Raw genomic sequence first — 19,618 nt, 5'->3', positions numbered from 1 at the left:
TATGGAACCAGTTAAAACCTTTGATGCCGATGTAATTGTCATCGGAACCAGTATTGCAACCCAAACGGTACTGTTACCGCTACTCAAGACCAATGCACGTATTTTGGTGCTCGAGGGCGGTGATTATGAGCTAACGCCGTTTGGTAATAATCTCACTTTTAGCGATGAGCGGGGCCATTACATTAACCACCATTGGGGTGGCCATTGGTTGCGACAGTATGGTGGAGCTTCGCGGGTTTGGAATGGGTTTTCTGCCCCCCTAGAAAACTGGGACCTAATCGGCATCGATGGGCGCCCAAAGTGGCCCTTAGGAATTGATGAACTAGAAAAGTATTATCGAATTTCGGCGCCAGTAATGGGAGAAGACCCATCAGTAGCCAATTTGACTAAATATAATATTGCGCAGGAATTTGTTGATCGGCCGTACATTATTATGGATCCAGCCCTAGCCTATGCCGATGCTAAGCCCCTCTTGAACAATAAGAATGTTGAATTACGAGTTAAGCACAATGTGATTAAATTTACTTGTGATGATTCGGGTAGTTTCATTAACGGGATATGGTATTCGGTAGAAGGCACAGTACATTTCGCTAGCGTGAAAAAAAATACTAAGATAGTGTTAGGCGCAGGAGGCTTAGGGAATGCGCAAATTTTGTTGCAGCCTGCTGCTAATCGTCGGGTGGCAGTCGGCAATGAATTTGGCCTAGTAGGGAAGACGCTCATGGCCCATCCTCATATCGCTGTAGGAGAGGGCTTTATTGACCCTATCGTGGTGCGTAAACCGACATGGGCACAGGTAAATTATAAAAAATGGTTGCCAGCCTATATTATTGGTGCCGACTACAAAACAAAATTGAAATTACTTAATGCCTCTGTTTCATTAACAATATCAGCCATACGACCTTTAAGCCCCAACGAAGAGGCGGTACAAGATTTTTATCAAAAAAAGTGGCGTAAAAAATTAGAACTTTATACTCTCTACGCTCGTACCGAGCAACTCCCTAATGCTGATAACCGCATTGAAATTATTGCCGATAAAAATGCGGCAGGTTTGCATAAGCTAAAGATCTATTGTGTTTTTGGAGCGCGCGACTTAATGTCACTTGATACCACTACACGGATGCTTTCTGAGCACTTTCTAAAGAATAAACTCGGCGTGACTACTGTTGACAATGATGCTATTTTCTTAAAGCCCTGGGGTTGGGCCCATCCCAGCGGCATTACCCGCTTTGGCACTTCACCAAAAGAAAGTGTGTGTGATCATACAGGGCGTGTTTGGAGTTACCAAAACTTATACCTTAATGGCAGCAGTCTTTTTCCTACGGTAGGCTATGCGAACCCCACATGGACTATTGCTGCACTGGGTATGCGTTTAGGTGACCACTTAGTAGCAGAGTTAAAGAAGGGTACCTAATGACGATTACCCGCCGTTCCCTTCTTAAGCTTTTGGCTGGTTCTGGGGCGGCCTATTTGGTGCCTTGGCTTGGCCAATCTGCTTTTGCTCAGACGACAAAAGCTGTAAGCAAGGAAGTTATTACCCCATCTGCTACAGCCATAGCCCCTAAATTAGACGGCACTGTTTCCTATAATGCCGGCTGGGTAATTAATTTGGAAGATAGAGCTGAACTTCTCGAGGTAGAAGCAAAAAAAACAAAATTACAGGAAGAGAAAAAGGCCCAAAAAAAGCCAGATCAGCCTATTAAAACTGAAGCCCCTATTACTCCTTCTGCTTCTGCACCCACAGAGCCTCCAAAAGAATCCAGTAAAGATTGGTCTACTCGTTGGAATAAATGGGTTGGTAAAGTGAAGGAATGGTTTTAGTTCGCATTAATCGGCACTTTATAAAGAATTGAAATGAAAAAAATCGTTATCGTTGGTGCCACCTCGGGCATTGCAATCGAATGTGCCCGTATTTGGATCAAGACTGAGCCAGCAAATTTGATGCTCGTAGTTAGGGATTTAGAGCGTGCTAAACCGCTGGTAGCCGATCTATTAGTGCGCAGTCCAGAATCTTCAGTAGAGTCAATTGCCTGTAATTTTATTGATCCCAGCGCTATTAGCGATATGGTTCGTGTAATCGCTAAAGCAGGTCCAATCGACATTGTTTTAATCGCGCAGGGCACATTACCAGACCAGCTGGATTGTGAAAATGATTTAATACTTAGTAATGACACCTTAGCAATTAATGGCGTATCACCTTGTTTATTTGCCGAAGCCTTTGCCAATGCAATGCAAGGGCAGGTAAGCGGCAAAATAGCGATCATTGGATCTGTAGCCGGTGATCGGGGCCGTAAATCAAATTATGTATATGGTGCTGCTAAAGGCTTGGTTGCACGTTATGCAGAGGGTATGCAGCACCGCTTTGCAGCTACAGGTATTCGGGTATCCTTAATCAAGCCTGGACCTACTGCTACCGCGATGACTGCAAAGTTAAGGGAAAATGGCCTTAAATGTGCCTCAGCTGATTCGGTAGCTCAAGATATCGTCCATGGTATTGAAAAGGGACAAGCAGTCATCTATGCCCCGAAAAAATGGCAGTTGATCATGTTAATTGTGCGGCATATACCCGCCGTTATTTTTAATAAACTCAATATTTAATTAAAATTAATATGAATCAAAGTAGTTCAGTGGTTCATACATTACCCTATCGTCCTGATATTGACGGACTTCGAGCGCTTGCAGTAGTCGCCGTGCTTTTCTTTCACGCTTTCCCCAAAGTATTTTCTGGTGGGTTTGTAGGCGTCGATATTTTCTTTGTGATTTCAGGGTATTTAATTTCATCGATTCTGTATGCCGCTCTTGAGCAAAATACCTTTAGCCTGCTTGATTTTTATGCCCGCCGCATTCGTAGAATATTTCCAGCGCTAATAGTTGTTTTGGTGGCTGGATATCTATTTGGCTGGTTTTATTTATTCGTAGATGAATTTTCCCAATTAGGCACTCATACCTTTGCAAGCGCAGCATTTATACAAAATTGGGTTTTAGCTAGCGAGAGCGGCTATTTTGATTCTACAGCGGAATTAAAGCCCTATCTACATCTTTGGTCCTTGGGGGTAGAGGAACAGTTTTACATTGTTTGGCCAATTTTCTTGTGGCTTGCTTGGAAATTGCGTATTAACTTATTAATCGCAACTTTTGGTTTAGGCTTTGCCTCGTTTGTATGGAATATTTATTCAATCTATTTTTTACAAAGCACGGTTGCCTTCTATATGCCGCAAGTACGTTTTTGGGAATTATTGCTTGGCGGTGGATTAGCCTATGTGAGTTTTCAAAAAAGGCGCACGAGAACAGCGATAAGTAATCAAGATCTGGGAATTAACAATAAATACCAAGTTGCCTCACTTTTAGGCATTGCGCTGCTTACACTGAGTTTTATATTTATTTCCAGCGCTAAGCCATATCCTGGATGGTGGGCTCTATTACCAACTCTAGGCGCTACCCTACTTATTTTTTCAGGCCCGAGTGCTTGGCTTAATCGTAATATTTTATCGAACCGAGTGCTGGTGTGGCTAGGTCAAATAAGTTATCCACTGTATCTGTGGCATTGGATCATATTGGCTTTCCTGAGGATCACTCAGGATGATCTGGCTGCATCTGGAAGAACTAGGCTCATCACTTTAGTTTTATCGGTTGGGCTAGCCTGGCTAACTAACCTTGTAATTGAAAAACCATTACGCTACGGACACTACTTAAAGGTAAAAACCTGCGGACTCCTCTTGGTGATGATTCTGATTGGTGGAGTGGGTTACCAGACTGAGCAGCTAGGTGGAATTGGCTTTCGGTTTGAGGGCAGCAAACATTATTTAGGCCCTGATTTTCAAGCGCAGATGATGAAAAATGTAAATGCTTATTATAAGTACAGTGAAGCATGTGATTTTTATCAAGCTGAAAAAAAGACAACTATTCCTAAAGATCATTTGGATAAAAAGTGTCTTTCAGCTAATGCAGAATTGCCCAGTAAAAATATACACACCTTTTTTTTATGGGGCGACTCGCATGCACAGATGTTGACTTATGGCTTAGAAAAGAATTTGCCAAAAGATTGGCGGCTCATGCAGGTAGCAAGTTCAGGGTGTCTTCCTAACCCCAGCCAACTTGAAGATTCGCAAGAAAAATATTGCGAACGCTCCAATTTTATTGCATTAAAAATGATCCAAGAAGTACGCCCAGAAGTAGTTGTTCTTGCCCAGAGCATTAAGTGGAATAAAGAAAAAATTGACGATTTAGTTCGGAAGCTAAGTACTTTTGGCGTGAAAAAGATTATTTTTGTTGGTCAAAGCCCAGAGTGGTCCGATGCACTACCAACTTTACTTTTAAGAAAGCAAGTGGCGGGAATTCCAAGATATACAAATACAGGTTTAATAATGAGTGTAATGCAGGAAAATCAAGAAATAAGAAGCACTCTATTTAAAAAAAGCCTTGATAAAAACGTCACTATTGAATTTATTGATGTGATTGAGGCTTTTTGTACTACAGATGGATGCTTAGTTTATATCGGTGATGATGTCAAAATGGGAATAACTTATTTTGACTCACATCATCTCTCTCCTACTGCTTCTGATTATCTGGCAAAAACAAGCCTAATTAAAAGCATCACTGGACCATGATAATTTTAGAAATTTGTTCTGCTACAGCTTTGTTTCCTTTTGGTGAGAGATGTGGCCCTTTAATTGCATAAGCTGTCTGCCCAAGCAAGTCTAGCGTTGCAGAGGTATCAATGAAAATGATCCCCAATTCTTTAGAATAAATTTCTAATAATTTTTGATATTGTGGCGATCGTACGTCAGCCCTCCAGAACTCACTATTCGGAATATACGCAATAATTGGTTCGCAACCATTTATTTTGCACATTTCATATAATGTATCGATGGCCAATTTTGACGAAAATGGAAGTTTTCGATTTAAATCTGAATTCTTAAAATAGCTTTGAATCGATTTTCTTATGGTGGGAAGGTAAAGATATTTTGTAACTTTACTGACTAAATCATTTCCAGAAGTTTTTGCTAGGTATTCTTCGGGAGAGCTTTCTCCATTTAATAGCCCAGCAATAATAGAGTCGGCTTCACTGTAGAATTTAATGATCTTGGGATTTAAGCTAAGGTGAGTTATGTCTAAGGCATCAAAATAACTAAATTTTTTTTGAAAGTATTGATCAAAATAGATTGAATTTTGATCGGCATCCTCATTGTCATTAGCATAAAAAATAAGTATAGCTTTTTTGGGCCTGAGAGCTGGAATAAATATCTTTTCAATTGCCGCATAATGAATGGCATGGTTACCATAAGAGCCAAGATTAAGTACATTTTTCTTTGGCGCAAGTAGTTTAGCTATAGAGTCTTTTTCATTTACACAAGCCCCATGTGTAAATGAGTCCCCTATTAAAAGAATATCAATATTTTTATCCCAAGCAGTATCTTGATTGCGAAATCCAAAACGGTCGGTGTTATAGGTAATGAGCCCATACCCTTCATTGCAAAAATATAGTCGCGAATTTGGTTGGGGTGCTAATGGCGCAGCGCCCAGACTTAGGGCTAAACGACGGAGGGGAGGATAAATATCGACGGTTTCAGGATAAAAAAGGGGCTTGAAGCCTTCTTTGATAGCAAGCCTACGCTGAGGATGATCTTCTTCTGTAATCCGTTTTCTTTCAATCTCTTTCGCCTCGCTCACTATAGCTTCATTTTGGAACGAAATATATTTCTGCAGAACAAAGTCAGCAATCACCAAAGCAAGATATAAAATTAATACTTGAAAGGTAATTAAGAATCCCCAAAAAAAGATTTTTTTACTTTTAGCGGGCATAGATTAACTACTAAATGTTTTTTTTGCCCTAAAATGCGCGCGAATTTTCTCAACTGGCTTCTCAACTAATACATGAATAGCAATTGCTAATACTAATATAGAGCCATAAAATATCACGCCTTTGACATTTTCATTGGTGATTTGAAATGCATCGCAAATAATTTTAGTGATGTCGATCCGCAAACCCCAAATAAGGTAAATGGGGTAAGACAGCTCGCCAATGAAGCGATCTATTTTATTGTCTTTGGTTAAGTTAAAGATCAAGGGCATACCTACAGCCAAGAGCAAATAGAAGAGCCCTTTTTTGAATTCATAATTTGCGGCGATATTAGGAAAGAAAAAAATGAATCCCATTACTAAGACTAAAAACCATTTGCCCATTTCTTGTAAGAGTGCAGGATTCTTATTGAAGTCAATCTTGTCATAAATATTGTATGCAATTGCCCCCAACATAAATAGTGCAAGCTCACTAGGAAAGAAGCGATAGCTCCAAGGGTCATCGAACTTACCGTGCATCAGCAAATAAATGCGGATGATTAAAGAAATAAAGAAAAATAGATAGATGTATTTATATTTCCTAAAAAATAGCAGTGGCGCAAGCAAATAAAAGCTGATTTCTACGCCTAGCGTCCAGGCTTGAGGAATTAACAAGTAACGAAATACCACCGGGCTAGACTCTAAAAAATTCTTTACAAACAAGACATGCCCATCGCGTACGCCCAAAAACATCGCTAAATCTTGGAACATCAAGGTAGCGTTGGTAAAGACGAGATAAATACTTAACGCGGTGGGAAGTTCGAAGACATTTTTGAGTTCACCTGGGTCAATTAAATTAACTACTAGATTGAAGCCCGCAATGACAATATAGGCAGGATAGAGGCGCAAAAACCGATTAATCCAAAAATCCTTAATAGAGGAATAGCGCCCATTGAGGATCATGGCAATATAAAAGCCAGAAATAATGAAGAATGCCTCTACCGCCACTTCTCCGCCAATGAGGCGAAAGCTGGGAAAAAACAGAAAATGGGCCACTACCACCGAGTAGGCTAAGAAGAATCGAATTAAACCCATAAGTGCAGACTAAAATAGCGTTTTAGTTAAATTGCAGGACATAGCAGTTTTGGACATTTTGAGACTTTCGATGTTTTCCCTGATTATCCATATTCTGAGAGCGGCTTGACTAACTCTTCCTTTTCTACCTCATCGTCTAATTTGCCCTCCCCAGCCGTGGGACGGATATTAGTAACCGGAGCGACTGGGTTTGTGGGTCGCCGCCTACTTGAGGTTTTGACTCAAACCTGGCCAGAACTGGAGATTTTGGCCGCGGTGCGATCGCTGCCAAGTAAGGCTATTTTGGAAGGGTCTAATAGCGCCTCTAAGGTTAAATATGTCGCCCTCAGCGACATTGGCCCGAATACAGAATGGCCTATCCTCTTGGGGGTAGACGCCGTGATTCATTTGGCGGCACGAACCCATGTGATGAGGGAGTCTGCACCTGACCCTTTAGCCGTCTATCGGCATGCTAATACCGCTGCTACCACCAATTTAGCGCAGCAAGCCGCGGCTGCGGGGGTAAAACGCTTTATTTTCCTCAGTAGCATTAAGGTAAATGGTGAAGAAACGCTTCTAGGAGAGGCGTTTAGTGAGGCTTCCCCCCCGGCTCCTGTTGACCCTTATGGAATTAGTAAGTTGGAGGCGGAGGAGGGCTTGCAAAAAATCTGTTCTGAGCATGGCTCTCACATGGACTTTGTGATTATTCGGGTCCCACTCATCTATGGTCCACGTGTGAAGGCAAACTTTCGTAAATTAATGGATTTAGTGGCTACTCAATCTGGTACTTTCTTAGGTAATCTCATACCGCTGCCTTTAGGGGGCATTCATAATAAACGTAGTTTTTTGGCGCTCGATAACTTAGTTGACTTTATACGCCTCGCGATTGCCCACCCTAAAGCAGCAAACCAACTGTTTTTATTGGCAGACGGAACCGATTTTTCTACGCCAGCTTTGATTCAAATGATTGCTAAGGGAATGCATAGAAAGCCACCTTTATTATTTTCTATACCACCAGGACTAATGCTTTATTTAGGTTCTATGTTGGGCACGAAGGCAGCAGTTCAACGCCTAGTGGGTTCTTTGCAAGTGAACTCGACTAAAGCCCACACTCTTTTAAATTGGCAGCCACCCCTTAAAGCCGAAGACGCGATTGCACTAACGGCACAAGCTTTTTTGGCTGAGCGAAAACAGGTAGGGCAATCAACATGAAGCGTTGCTTAGATTTAGTTCTATGTAGCTTGGCGCTACTCATTTTATTTATGCCAATGTTGCTGGTAGCAATTGCGGTTTGCCTCACATCGCCAGGACCAATTTTATTTTGGTCGATGCGGGTGGGTAAAAATAACATACTTTTCCTCATGCCAAAATTTAGAACTATGCAAAAAAATACTCCTAATGTGGCCACGCATTTATTAACGGGCGCGCAAAGCTACCTCACCCCAATTGGTGGTTTCTTACGCAAATCGAGTTTGGATGAATTACCGCAATTATGGTCAGTCCTACTTGGCCAGATGAGTTTTGTTGGGCCTCGCCCTGCGCTATATAACCAAGATGATTTAATTGCGATGCGTAACGCCAAGGGTATTGAGGTTTTATTACCTGGTATTACCGGCTGGGCGCAAGTAAATGGGCGCGATGAGCTTGATTTAGAGCAAAAGGTGCGACTAGACTTTGAGTATCTGCAAAGGCGCTCAACCCCCTTTGATTGCTACATTCTGTTTTTGACAGGTATGAAGGTATTGGGACGTGAGGGTGTCGCACATTAAAACGTGACTAAAAAGCCTCTAAAATGGGCTTAAATTGACAGGATGGTCATGAAAAAAGAATTAGCGGCTATTTTGGGTATGCCCCGTTGGGCTAAGCAGTTTATTGCTATGTCAGTCGACATTGTGTGCGCCTTGTTAGCTACCTGGCTAGCCTTTTCATTGCGTCTGGATGAGTGGCATCGCCTCATTCCTGAGCAGAAATACGCATACTTCCTTGCTGTAGCTTTAGCGATACCTGTATTTATCCAATTTGGAGTATATAAAACCGTATTGCGTTTTACCGGGGCGCATTCAATGGCGCTCATGGGTAAAGCAGTAGCGATCTATGGGGTACTGTATTTCACGGCGATTTTCATGTTTGCCTCGCCTTATATCTATCGCAGTATTGGTTTGGTCCAGCCCATCATTTTATTTTTATTAATGGCTTTAGCGCGTATTACTGCAAGCCTATCGTTTGGCTTTAATGCCCGCGGGAAAAATGGGCGACCTGTATTAGGCACCTTGCTCATTTATGGCGCAGGACACTCGGGCATGCAAATTGCTTCAGCCCTTCGCCAATCGGGCCAATATTTTTTGGCTGGATATTTAGATGACGGTTCAGAGTATCAAGGTAGTACGATTAATGGCTTGATGGTCTACGCTCCCAATGAGATTGGTCGCTTGATTGACACCCATGGAGTGACTGACATTTTGTTGGCAATGCCATCCATCGGGCGTGCAAAGCGTAATGAAATTTTGGCAGACCTGCGCCAACATCAAGTGCATGTGCGCTCACTTCCCGACTTAGTTGATTTAGCCCAGGGGCGTATAACGGTTCTTGATATTAAAGAACTAGATCCTGATGATTTATTAGGGCGTGAGCCGGTGACCCCAGATCAAGTATTAATTGAAAAAAATAGTCGCAATAAAATAGTTTTGGTGAGCGGTGCTGGTGGCAGTATTGGCGCAGAGCTATGCCGACAAATATTACAGACCGGACCTAAAAAACTCCTGCTACTCGATCACAGTGAATATAACTTGTACGCCATTGAATCCGAATTGCGCGAGTCAATGCAAGCCCAGCAAAAAGAGGGGGTTGAAATCATTCCGCTGCTTGGCAATGTGCGCGATGTAGCCCGCTTAGACAGTATTTTCAAGCAGTGGCCGATTGATACGGTCTATCACGCAGCAGCTTATAAGCACGTGCCTTTAGTTGAGCATAACCCTGCTGAAGGACTGCAGAATAATGTGCTTGGCACCTTCAATTTAGCCATGGCTGCACAAACCTATGGCACTGCTAATTTTGTTTTAATTAGTACTGATAAAGCCGTCAGGCCGACCAATGTGATGGGCGCTACTAAGCGGTTTGCAGAAATGGTATTGCAGGCTTTAGCTGCTAATAGCAAAACGTGTTTTTGTATGGTGCGCTTTGGTAATGTACTGGGTTCGAGCGGATCAGTTGTACCTTTATTCAGAGAGCAAATTCGAGCCGGGGGGCCAGTGACCCTAACGCATGCAGATGTGACGCGGTATTTCATGACGATACCTGAGGCGGCGCAATTAGTAATTCAAGCTGGTGCTATGGCTAAGGGTGGGGAAGTCTTTGTGCTCGATATGGGTGAGCCCGTAAAGATTTATGACCTAGCTAAACGCATGATTGAGCTCTCAGGCTTAACTGTACGTGCACCCTTAGTCGACCAACTCCCTGAAACTAATCAGCAGGATGGGAATACGGGCGCAATAGGTGACGTCTTGGGTGATATTGAAATTGTGATTACGGGCTTACGACCTGGGGAAAAACTTTATGAAGAGCTTTTGATTGGTGAAAACCCCGTAGCAACTTCGCATCCCCGTATCATGATGGCTAGAGAAGATTTCCTACCCTGGACTGAATTGACGGCAGAGTTAAGTCTGCTGCAAGAAAATCTCGGACGCGATGATTTTGCGGCCCTGATTGCCCAGTTAAAACGCTTAGTCCAAGGCTATCAGCCTTTTTACTTAAAGACTTTATAATTAGGAATAATCTTAAAGTGACTATGAGTAAAAATCCCAATTCTTTGCACGGCTCTGTTTTACCGCAAAACCGAACTTTTGGTCTAGTCTTTACTGGCATCTTTTTTCTTATCGCCGCTTACAACTGGCTAACAGATTCTGCGCCGATTTATAGTCAGACTTTTGGCGCTTTATCGATTGCATTTTTTTTGGCTACGGTAATTGCCCCAACTTTATTAGCGCCGCTCAATAAAGCTTGGTATCAACTGGGCTTATTAATGGGGCGCGTGGTAAGCCCATTAGTTTTAGGTGTGCTGTTCTTCGTAGTGATTACGCCAGTTGCACTTTTTATGCGTTTAATCGGCCGCGATGCTTTAAGAATTAAAAAACAACACGTTAATTCCTATTGGATTGAGCGCAATCCCCCTGGCCCCAATCCCGAATCATTTAAAGATCAATTTTGAAAAAGAATTTATCGAAATCATCACTTTATATTGTTAATTACCAAATAAAATTAAAGGACTTCAATCCATGTCATTTTTACAAGAGTTATGGAAATTTTTAAAAGTACGGAAAAAGCTCTGGCTTTTACCCATCATCATTGTGATGGTTGTATTGGGCGGCTTGTTAATTTTGGCAGCTAAGAGTGCAGTCGTTGCACCCTTTATCTATACCTTGTTTTAATTTTTACTGCCTTTTTAGTCCGCTAGTGCGATACCTAACTTAATTGCTTGATGAAGATACTCGGAATTTCTGCTTACTATCATGACTCTGCCGCTTGCTTAGTCGTTGATGGCGAGGTTGTGGCTGCTGCACAGGAGGAGCGCTTTACGCGTAAGAAGCACGATCAGGATTTTCCGAATCAGGCAATTAGTTATTGCTTGGGCGAAGTGGGTTGCAAACCCGAAGAGATTGACTACATTGTTTTTTACGACAAGCCATTTCTTAAATTTGAACGCTTACTAGAAACTTATTTAGCCTATGCGCCAAGTGGTTTTCAGTCATTCGCAACTGCTTTACCCGTATGGTTAAAAGATAAGCTATTTCAGAAGTCGGTTATTTCAGATGCTCTTAAAAGTTTGTGGGGCAAAAATACCAATTGGACTGAGCGCCTTTTATTTTCTGAACACCATTTAAGCCATGCAGCCAGCGCTTTCTTTCCATCGCCTTTTGAAGAAGCAGTGATTTTGACGATGGATGGTGTGGGTGAGTGGACTACAACGTCGCTAGCGATTGGTAAGGGCAATTCATTGGAAGTGCAAAAGGAAATTCATTTCCCCCATTCCTTAGGCTTGCTATATTCGGCAATTACGTATTACACCGGCTTTAAAGTGAACTCAGGCGAATATAAGGTGATGGGCTTAGCTCCCTATGGCGAGCCCAAGTTTGCGCAGCTCATGAAAGATCACCTGATTGATATTAAAGAAGATGGCTCATTTGCTTTAGATATGAGTTACTTTAATTACTGCACGGGTCTGACCATGACCAACCAAAAGTTTGACGATCTGTTTGGCGGCCCACGGCGTAAGGAAGAAGCCCTATTAACTCAACGCGAAATGGATTTGGCTGCGTCGATTCAAGCGGTTACCGAAGAAGTGGTCATTAAGTTAGCTAAAGGTATTCAGCAGACCACAGGTCTAAAGAACTTGTGTTTAGCTGGCGGTGTGGCGCTTAACTGTGTTGCTAATGGCAAGCTGCTACGTGAAAATATCTTTGAGAATATTTGGATTCAGCCGGCTGCAGGAGACGCCGGCGGTGCAGTGGGAGCTGCGTTGGGTGCTTACTACATTATGTTGCAACAGCCCCGCAAACTGAATCCCGCCCTGCAGGATGGTATGAAGGGGTCTTTTCTGGGGCCCCAATTTGAGCAAGCTGATATTGAAAAACGCTTAGCAGCTGCAGGCGCTATTTTTACCAATCACACCGACGCTGAAGTGACTGAATTAACTGCCCAGGCTTTAGCCGAAGGAAAGGCGATTGGCTGGCACCAGGGACGAATGGAGTTTGGCCCACGCTCCTTGGGCGGTAGATCTATCTTGGCTGATGCACGTTCACCATCAGCACAGAAATTACTGAACTTAAAAGTCAAATACCGTGAATCATTTCGGCCTTTTGCGCCTAGCGTATTGCGTGAAGATGTGAATGAATGGTTTGATATTAATGTCGATAGCCCCTATATGCTTTTAGTGGCTGATGTGCAAAAGTCAAAACGATTATCGATGACTTCTGAAGAGCAAAAACTCTTTGGCATTGAAAAATTAAATGTTCCGCGCTCTGAAATCCCTGCAGTAACCCACGTCGACTACTCAGCGCGAGTACAAACGATTCATCAAGAGACAAATCCTAAATATCACGCTTTAGTGAGTCGCTTTAAAGCCCTCACGGGTTGTCCGGTAGTAGTAAATACTTCATTTAATGTGCGGGGTGAGCCGATTGTTTGCACTCCTGAAGATGCCTTCCGTTGTTTGATGGGCACTGAAATTGAATTTCTTGTCGTGGGTAATTCCATTATGCGTAAAGAAGATCAAGACCCCGCATTAAAGCTGGATTATAAAAATGCCTACGAACTTGATTAGTCATTAAAGCTCCCCACATCGTATGCTGAAGAAACTGATCCTACCCATCATTTTTGCAGCTGTTGCAGCGTATTTATTTTATAGTGCTTATCAGCAGCGCAGCGTTGCTACCTTTCTGTGGGCAATCAGTTTTAGCTTAGCCTGTCTGGCTAGTGCCACTAACCTTTTGCGCGACGCAGTGATTGTGATTATTTCCCTCACGGTGACTATGGCGCTAGTTGAAACTGGGCTTGCTTATGCGCCTGATTTAATGGGTAAAAAGCCTGACACTGGCATTAATACCGGCAAAGATAAATCGGTATTTGCCTATTTTGATTCAGCCCAAACTTATAACACCCCAGCCTATTGGCATTTAGGCGAATTTGGCAGTCAGCCTCAGCCCGGAGCATTTACGGCGAAGAAGGTAGCATCCAATGGTGATGTGCTTTACGACACGATCTTTACGATTGGCAAGGATGGTTTTCGGGTAACACCGCAATACGATGCAAATCTTGCGCCAAAAACTACATCTGATCAGTCAGGCCACCGAATTAATTTCTTAGGAGACTCATTTACCTTTGGTGAGGGCGTGGCAGATAACGAAACCATGAGTTTTTACGCAGGTGACTTACTTAATGGCGGTAAAGCACATAGTAATTTAAAGGCATATACCCCATTAGTAGTTAAGAATTACGGTATTCATGGCTGGGGAATTCACCAATCATTGGCGGTCTTACAAAGTCAATTAGATACCAAAGCCGATGTGCAAGTGGTTCTAACTGCCCCATGGCATGCGAGTCGGGTTGCTTGCGCAGATTTCTTTTCTTTGGGCTCACCAAAATATCAATTAGAGCCTTCTGGAGAAGTTAAGCGGGATGGCTATTGCCGCTCCTTTGCGTGGGTAGAGCATTCTCCCAAAGCCTTGCGCGCTTTAGTTACTTCATCAAAGATTTTTAATTTAATTCAAGATAGTCTCTTGGTTACCACTGATCAAGATAAGCAAATTGAGTTGTATCTTGGTGTTTTGAAGACGATGGCACTAGAAAGTAAAAAACGCGGGGAGCGACTCGTTGTTGGCTTTATTAAAGCTGATGAAGCCTGGTTTATCGGTACTTATAATAATGACAAGGTTTTAGCTAAGATTAAAAGTATGGGCATCGATACGCTTGACCTCACATTAGCTGCGAAAAATGAAGACCTTTCTCGCAAGTATTATATTCATGAGTTAGACAAGCATCCTACTGCGGCCGCTAACCTTGAGCGTGTACATATTCTTCTGCGACATCTCGAAAAGCCTTAAGTTAGTAGTAATGAAAAACTCTCTTCTCTTTGAGTTCCGTCGATTCTCATTGCTGCAGATTTTATCCTTAGTGGTTTTAGCGGTATTTTTATTAGCCTATTTTCTTAAAGTTAATGAAATACAAAATACCTATTCTTTTCATGGCTATATTGCGACTGATTGGCTAATCAATTATTCGAGTGGCTTTATTCGTCGCGGCTTATTTGGGGAATTTGCTTTAGGGCTAAATCAATATTTAGATATTAATCCTGTTAAGGCCGTACTTGCCACCAAGTATTTACTCTACGCAACCTTATGCGGATCATTTTTTCTGATCTGCGCCCTTAAAAAAATTGGGCCAATCGAGTTAGTACTTATTTTAGCCCCTTGGGGCTTTATGTTTGATCTAAATGACCCAATGGGTTCAGGTAGAAAAGAATTACTCCTCTTTGCTACTTTCTCCATCTTTGCTTTGTTACAGTTGATTGCCAAACCAACAACAACTATTTTCTATAAAAGATGGGATTTTTGGTTTTTGTGCCTAAGCTTTCCCGTTTTAACGCTGATGCACGAGGGATTATTTTTCTTCTTACAGTTTTTTATTTTACTAATTTACTTATTAAATAAGGACAGTAAAGTCTTTGTATATATTATTCCTTACGGCATTGCATTCTGTATTTTGCTGAGCCTCTATTTCTTTTTCAAGGGTAGTTTGAGTGATACCGTTATTATTTGTGCCAGCCTTAATCCATGGAGCACAAATGGCTCTTTAGGGTGCGACGCGATTGAAATACTCAGTAAGCCACCACTGAAAATTCATTCAGGCTTTTATAAAAGCTTCATTCCTCTATTATTATTAACTTTAGTACCACTAGCGCTTTATGGAATAGCTGCTTTAGGTAAGCCCAAGTATCAGCAGTTTTTAGTCTATTCGGGGCTAGCTTTAATACCAATACTACCTTTATTTATGCTTGGCATCGATTGGGGTAGGTGGATTCATATTTTGGGATTTTTATTTCTAATCATCTTAATCACTATTAAAAATAACCGTGAGCTGACTTATAAAAGCTCGGTCTGGCTGCTTCCATTAGTCCTTTTTTTAGTTTTTCTATATTTATTTTATTGGCGAATTGCTCATACTATCGGAGAAAATAAAATTTTTTGGTGGTGGTCGCAAGATTTTTTAGGTTACCTCAATGCATTTAGGCTTCAGTAAAGTGTCGACCTCAAATGATTCCATAAAATATCGCGCTGATATTGATGGGTTAAGGGCAGTAGCAGTTTTGGCCGTAGTGCTATTTCACGCATTTCCAGAGTGGGTGCCGGGTGGCTTTATTGGAGTTGATATATTTTTTGTGATCTCTGGGTTTTTAATTTCGACGATTTTATATGAGAGCTTAAGTAATAACACATTTAGTTTTATTCATTTTTATTCACGGCGTATTCGCCGTATTTTCCCTGCATTAATCACCGTTTTGCTCGTTAGCCTCGCCTTAGGTTGGTGTATTTTGGTGGCGCGCGAATACCAGCAATTAGGTAAACATGTTTTTGGTGGAGCTAGTTTTTTATCAAATTTTGTTTTATGGAAAGAGAGCGGCTATTTTGATAACACTTCTGACACTAAGCCGCTATTGCATTTATGGAGCCTTGGCATTGAAGAGCAGTTTTACATCTTTTGGCCATTGATTTTATGGGCGGCTTGGTGGGTTAAATCACGCCTTGCCCAACCGTATCTTTGGCTATGGGTTGTTGGTGTGATCGCAATTGGCTCTTTTTGGCTCAATGTCGATGAAATTAAAATCGATCGGGTTGCAGCGTTTTACTCCCCTCTAACTCGCTTTTGGGAGCTCTTGATTGGTGCTTTATTAGCCTATTTTGTTTTATACACTCCCAAGTTCTTTAAATTAATTTCCCCAAATTGGCTGTCTTGGGGAGGTGTTGCATTAATCTTATTGGGCATAAGCTTCATCAATAAGGAAAGCCTTTTTCCAGGCTATTGGGCTTTATTACCAACCCTTGGGGCAGCTTGTTTAATTGGTGCAGCTAGCCATGGCGGGATGCCTTGGTTTAATCAACAAGTTTTATCTAATCGTATTTTGGTTTGGTTTGGCTTAATTAGCTTTCCTTTGTATTTATGGCATTGGCCCTTATTGTCATTGGCCCGTATTCTCAATAGCGAAGTGGCACCATTTCTCACGCGCTGCATTATCGTTGCGCTAGCGATCTTACTCTCCTGGTTAACTTATCAATATATAGAGAAACCCTTTCGTTATGGCAGCAAAGGGAAACTGAAAACCATTATCTTGTTAGTGCTGATGATAGCGATTGCTGGCGCAGGAATTAATATTAAATTACGTGAAGGCTTACCATTTAGAGTCGCTAATCAAATTAATATTGATCCTTTATCTGGTAATGATGGAGTAGCTGGTGTTGATTTAAATGAAGAATGTGGCGTAGGCGCAATCGATAAGTCTTGGTTTACCACTTGCTTGCAAGATAGTCGCCCCCCGATTAAGTATGCATTGATTGGTGACAGCCATGCTGAAGCTATCTTTCGTGGGCTTGTGCGCACCTCTACTGCGAATGGTCGCTGGCTTTTTATTGGCGGGCCTGGCGGCAAGTTTCCAGTGACAACCCTGATTTCAAGTAATCCCATTTATGCTAGATTTTTACCGGCATCGCCCTTAGCCATTAATGCGATTGCACAAAATTCTAAAATTGAAGCAGTTTTATTTGTGGCCGCTACACGCAATCTCTTTAATTTAAAAGAAACTGAATTTCTGGAGGATCTTGAGGCATCCCCTTATTTTGAGGTAGCTCTTGAAGCGGTACAAAATGCGATTAACCCCCTAAAGGCCGCTGGTAAAAAAGTTGTTTTATTGGTGGACAACCCCACGCTCGCATTTCCAGAGGACTGCGTGCAAAGGCAAAGCTCACTAGCTGCATTAAATTGGATTTTCCCCAAGAAATTAAATGCGCGGTGTTCTTTAACGTATGAGCGCCATCTAAAAATGACTCAGAAATATAGCGAGCTGTTGCGCACATTAGCTCAGCGTAACCCAGGTGTAGTAACGGTATTTGATACCACTGATATCCTGTGTGATGTCACGAAAGGGGTCTGTGGGATGTCTAAAAATGATCGCCTACTTTATAGCTATTCTGACCATATCTCTGACTATGCTGCCGGTCTTATCGGTAAAGAGCTTAATAGCTATTTAGCGCAACTACTTAAAAAATAATTTAGTATTTAGTAACAAGTAAAGCACTTATTTAAAACCTAAGATGATTTATCAGTGAACTACACCACACCCTTTTGGGTAAAAAAGAGTTGGCCGTTCCAATCTTGGCAAATCAGATTTTGCTTTGATTTCCAAGCTTGATTTTGTTCAGCATCTTTTTCATACGCCCATTTGGGGTTAACGGTTAGCGGTTCGCCAGCCATGAGGGCTGAAATCCAAAAAGTTTCTTTATCGCCCCAGACATATTTATACGTATCGGGGTGGTTATTATTGAGATCAAATAATTTCTTAATAGTTTCAGGGCGTTTGCTGCGGTTAATAGCAACGACACCACTATCTACATAAGTCTCGATGACGGGCTCTTTAGGCATTTCATCTTGCCAAATGTAATCCCACTCCGCTGGAAAATTACTCGGCTTTACATTATTCAAACACCGGCGCAACCACGCTTGGCGCTCTAAAAAGAACGCATAATTACGAAATTTATTGCCTTTAAAAGGTTGGCGCAGGTTAAATTTGTACATCAATCGATCCCACCAATTAAATTCAAAAACCCAACGCTTTAAATCGCGGAAAAGGTAATAGCCTGTTTTTTGGTATTCGGGGTCAGAAAATAAATTTTCTGGGTTTTGATGAAAAATACCATCGGCGTCAAATAACAGTACTTCATTAAACGCAGAATGGGCGACGACAAATGCTTTGACTTGAAAGCCTTGCCAATGCTTTAGGTCTTGGGTAAATTCCGCTACGTTGCGCCAAATAATTTTGTCGGTAATGGCATTTAACTGTTTTTTAGCATCAGCATTGAGCTCATTGCCTACCTCCCATATTTCGATGGGCAATTGACAGCCTAATTCACCATAAATTTTCTTGAGATTAAAAAGGGCAAAAGGCAGGTAGCGGGGCGGAATACTGACGACTAACCCACGCATGTTTGAATTTTCTGGGGGGGTCACAGTAGAACTCACATTAGAACTCGATGAAGATTTTGCTGGCTCATACCCACCTTACTTTGAGTCTTTGCTAAATAAGTTTTTCACCCAACGTAGGGGTCCAAAGAGTCGCCAAATTTTATTCATCCGGGCATTTAAGAGTTGCACGTGTTGCTCAAGATCTGTAAGGCGTTTTCCTAAGCTATCAATATGTAATTGATAGCGGATGGCTAATACATCAAGGCTAAGACCGTAATCCTGATTAAATAAAGTATCAAAACGGGCCAATATATTTGTATCACCTTGTTTTTGCGCAATTACTGCGTAATCCGGGCTTACTGCACTTAATACATTAAAGAGGCTAACCGGAGTTAATTCATCACGTAATTGAGTTGGCTCTTGCAGGCGAAGTAATTTTGATCTGGCAAAACCAAAATAATCCGTTAGAAAAGTGAGTAACTGAGAAGGCAAGGGGCGCTGGTGAGTTGGATCTAAATAAAAACTGGAGGTGCCAACGACCAAGTTTTCGGTATTGGGCGCCTCCAGAATCAGAAGCCCTGCAGGCTTTAGTACTCGAAGTGATTCTTCAACCAATAATTTTAAGTCATCCAGCGATAGATGCTCGGCAATATGAAAGCCTGATATCACGCTACGACTATTGTTAGGCAGAGATTGTAAATAGGCCACTGCATCACCCGTAGCGACCTTCAAGCCTCGAGCTCTGCATGCACTGAGCATGTCATCATCGAGGTCAATGCCTTCAGCGCTGACCCCGTTTTCCTTAAGTAACTCTAGCCATTCTCCTCTGCCGCAACCCAAATCGAGGGCTTCAATCGCTTCAGTAGCTGTAGAACTGGACGGAGCAGGAGGGTAGATTGATTTGACGACTTCGACAAAAGGTAAATAGACTCCTAAGCGAGATTTAATTAACTCGTGCGAGCCTCGATGGAGATCCTCAAAAGCTTTATAAAGGCCAATAGAATTCGGATTTTTTGAGTTCATTCGATCATTTCTAGCATTA

The 19,618-nt window shown here is 42.0% G+C and carries 17 protein-coding genes; 13 read left to right on the top strand and 4 right to left on the bottom strand.

Annotated features, from left to right (window positions below):
- Position 1 precedes the first annotated feature (1 nt).
- From LZT22_RS09725 to LZT22_RS09710, 4 genes are read left to right on the top strand one after another with little or no spacing between them, the layout of a single operon-like run.
- On the top strand, positions 2–1,414 hold the full coding sequence (locus LZT22_RS09725) for a GMC oxidoreductase (protein ID WP_233924979.1): 1,413 nt from the start codon (positions 2–4) through the stop codon (positions 1,412–1,414).
- The gene (locus tag LZT22_RS09720; protein WP_233924978.1) at positions 1,414–1,821 is read left to right on the top strand and encodes a hypothetical protein; all 408 of its coding nucleotides are present in this window, start codon (positions 1,414–1,416) and stop codon (positions 1,819–1,821) included. The genes LZT22_RS09725 and LZT22_RS09720 overlap by 1 nt, the downstream gene beginning before the upstream one ends.
- 33 nt (positions 1,822–1,854) lie before the next feature.
- Complete coding sequence (locus LZT22_RS09715; RefSeq protein ID WP_233924977.1) at positions 1,855–2,598, top strand: SDR family NAD(P)-dependent oxidoreductase; 744 nt, start codon at positions 1,855–1,857, stop codon at positions 2,596–2,598.
- Positions 2,599–2,609: 11 nt separating this feature from the next.
- Positions 2,610–4,607 (top strand): acyltransferase family protein, encoded by a 1,998-nt coding sequence (locus tag LZT22_RS09710; RefSeq protein WP_233924976.1) that lies wholly within the window; start codon positions 2,610–2,612, stop codon positions 4,605–4,607.
- On the opposite strand, the gene LZT22_RS09705 is transcribed toward LZT22_RS09710, so the two are convergent.
- Both LZT22_RS09705 and LZT22_RS09700 read right to left on the bottom strand, forming a co-directional pair.
- Entirely contained in the window at positions 4,594–5,802 is a 1,209-nt protein-coding gene (locus tag LZT22_RS09705; RefSeq protein ID WP_233924975.1) for a hypothetical protein, read from the bottom strand. The genes LZT22_RS09710 and LZT22_RS09705 overlap by 14 nt on opposite strands.
- Positions 5,803–5,805: 3 nt before the next feature.
- Positions 5,806–6,873 (bottom strand): acyltransferase, encoded by a 1,068-nt coding sequence (locus tag LZT22_RS09700; protein WP_233924974.1) that lies wholly within the window; start codon positions 6,871–6,873, stop codon positions 5,806–5,808.
- A gap of 105 nt (positions 6,874–6,978) precedes the next feature.
- On the opposite strand from LZT22_RS09700, the gene LZT22_RS09695 reads away from it, so the two are divergent.
- The 9 genes from LZT22_RS09695 to LZT22_RS09655 all read left to right on the top strand — a co-directional run bounded on the left by LZT22_RS09695 (position 6,979) and on the right by LZT22_RS09655 (position 17,665).
- Entirely contained in the window at positions 6,979–8,064 is a 1,086-nt protein-coding gene (locus LZT22_RS09695; RefSeq protein ID WP_233924973.1) for an NAD-dependent epimerase/dehydratase family protein, read from the top strand.
- The gene (locus LZT22_RS09690; RefSeq protein ID WP_233924972.1) at positions 8,061–8,621 is read left to right on the top strand and encodes a sugar transferase; all 561 of its coding nucleotides are present in this window, start codon (positions 8,061–8,063) and stop codon (positions 8,619–8,621) included. The genes LZT22_RS09695 and LZT22_RS09690 overlap by 4 nt, the downstream gene beginning before the upstream one ends.
- Before the next feature lie 48 nt (positions 8,622–8,669).
- The gene (locus LZT22_RS09685) at positions 8,670–10,613 is read left to right on the top strand and encodes a nucleoside-diphosphate sugar epimerase/dehydratase (protein ID WP_233924971.1); all 1,944 of its coding nucleotides are present in this window, start codon (positions 8,670–8,672) and stop codon (positions 10,611–10,613) included.
- A gap of 23 nt (positions 10,614–10,636) precedes the next feature.
- Complete coding sequence (locus tag LZT22_RS09680) at positions 10,637–11,056, top strand: SxtJ family membrane protein (protein WP_233924970.1); 420 nt, start codon at positions 10,637–10,639, stop codon at positions 11,054–11,056.
- Between the two features lie 67 nt (positions 11,057–11,123).
- On the top strand, positions 11,124–11,276 hold the full coding sequence (locus LZT22_RS09675; RefSeq protein WP_233924969.1) for a DUF5989 family protein: 153 nt from the start codon (positions 11,124–11,126) through the stop codon (positions 11,274–11,276).
- Positions 11,277–11,326: 50 nt separating this feature from the next.
- Positions 11,327–13,168, top strand: a complete 1,842-nt coding sequence (locus LZT22_RS09670; RefSeq protein WP_233924968.1) for a carbamoyltransferase — start codon at positions 11,327–11,329, stop codon at positions 13,166–13,168.
- A gap of 22 nt (positions 13,169–13,190) precedes the next feature.
- On the top strand, positions 13,191–14,447 hold the full coding sequence (locus LZT22_RS09665) for a hypothetical protein (protein ID WP_233924967.1): 1,257 nt from the start codon (positions 13,191–13,193) through the stop codon (positions 14,445–14,447).
- A gap of 49 nt (positions 14,448–14,496) precedes the next feature.
- Positions 14,497–15,642, top strand: coding sequence for a hypothetical protein (locus tag LZT22_RS09660; protein ID WP_233924966.1), 1,146 nt, complete (start codon positions 14,497–14,499; stop codon positions 15,640–15,642).
- A 1-nt stretch (position 15,643) separates the two neighbouring features.
- Positions 15,644–17,665 carry an acyltransferase family protein gene (locus LZT22_RS09655; protein ID WP_233924965.1) on the top strand — a complete coding sequence of 674 codons (2,022 nt, stop codon included), beginning with the start codon at positions 15,644–15,646 and terminating at the stop codon, positions 17,663–17,665.
- A gap of 59 nt (positions 17,666–17,724) precedes the next feature.
- On the opposite strand, the gene LZT22_RS09650 is transcribed toward LZT22_RS09655, so the two are convergent.
- Positions 17,725–18,621 carry an alpha-1,3-mannosyltransferase family protein gene (locus tag LZT22_RS09650; protein ID WP_233924964.1) on the bottom strand — a complete coding sequence of 299 codons (897 nt, stop codon included), beginning with the start codon at positions 18,619–18,621 and terminating at the stop codon, positions 17,725–17,727.
- 51 nt (positions 18,622–18,672) lie between these two features.
- A complete protein-coding gene (locus tag LZT22_RS09645; protein ID WP_233924963.1) occupies positions 18,673–19,599 on the bottom strand; it encodes a bifunctional 2-polyprenyl-6-hydroxyphenol methylase/3-demethylubiquinol 3-O-methyltransferase UbiG in 927 nt (308 codons plus the stop codon).
- Positions 19,600–19,618: the final 19 nt, after the last annotated feature.

It is taken from the genome of Polynucleobacter sp. IMCC 29146 (genome assembly GCF_021395195.1).
Lineage (GTDB): Bacteria > Pseudomonadota > Gammaproteobacteria > Burkholderiales > Burkholderiaceae > Polynucleobacter.
The sequence above is the reverse complement of the archived record's forward strand: the minus strand, read 5'-3'. Positions and strand labels throughout refer to the sequence as shown.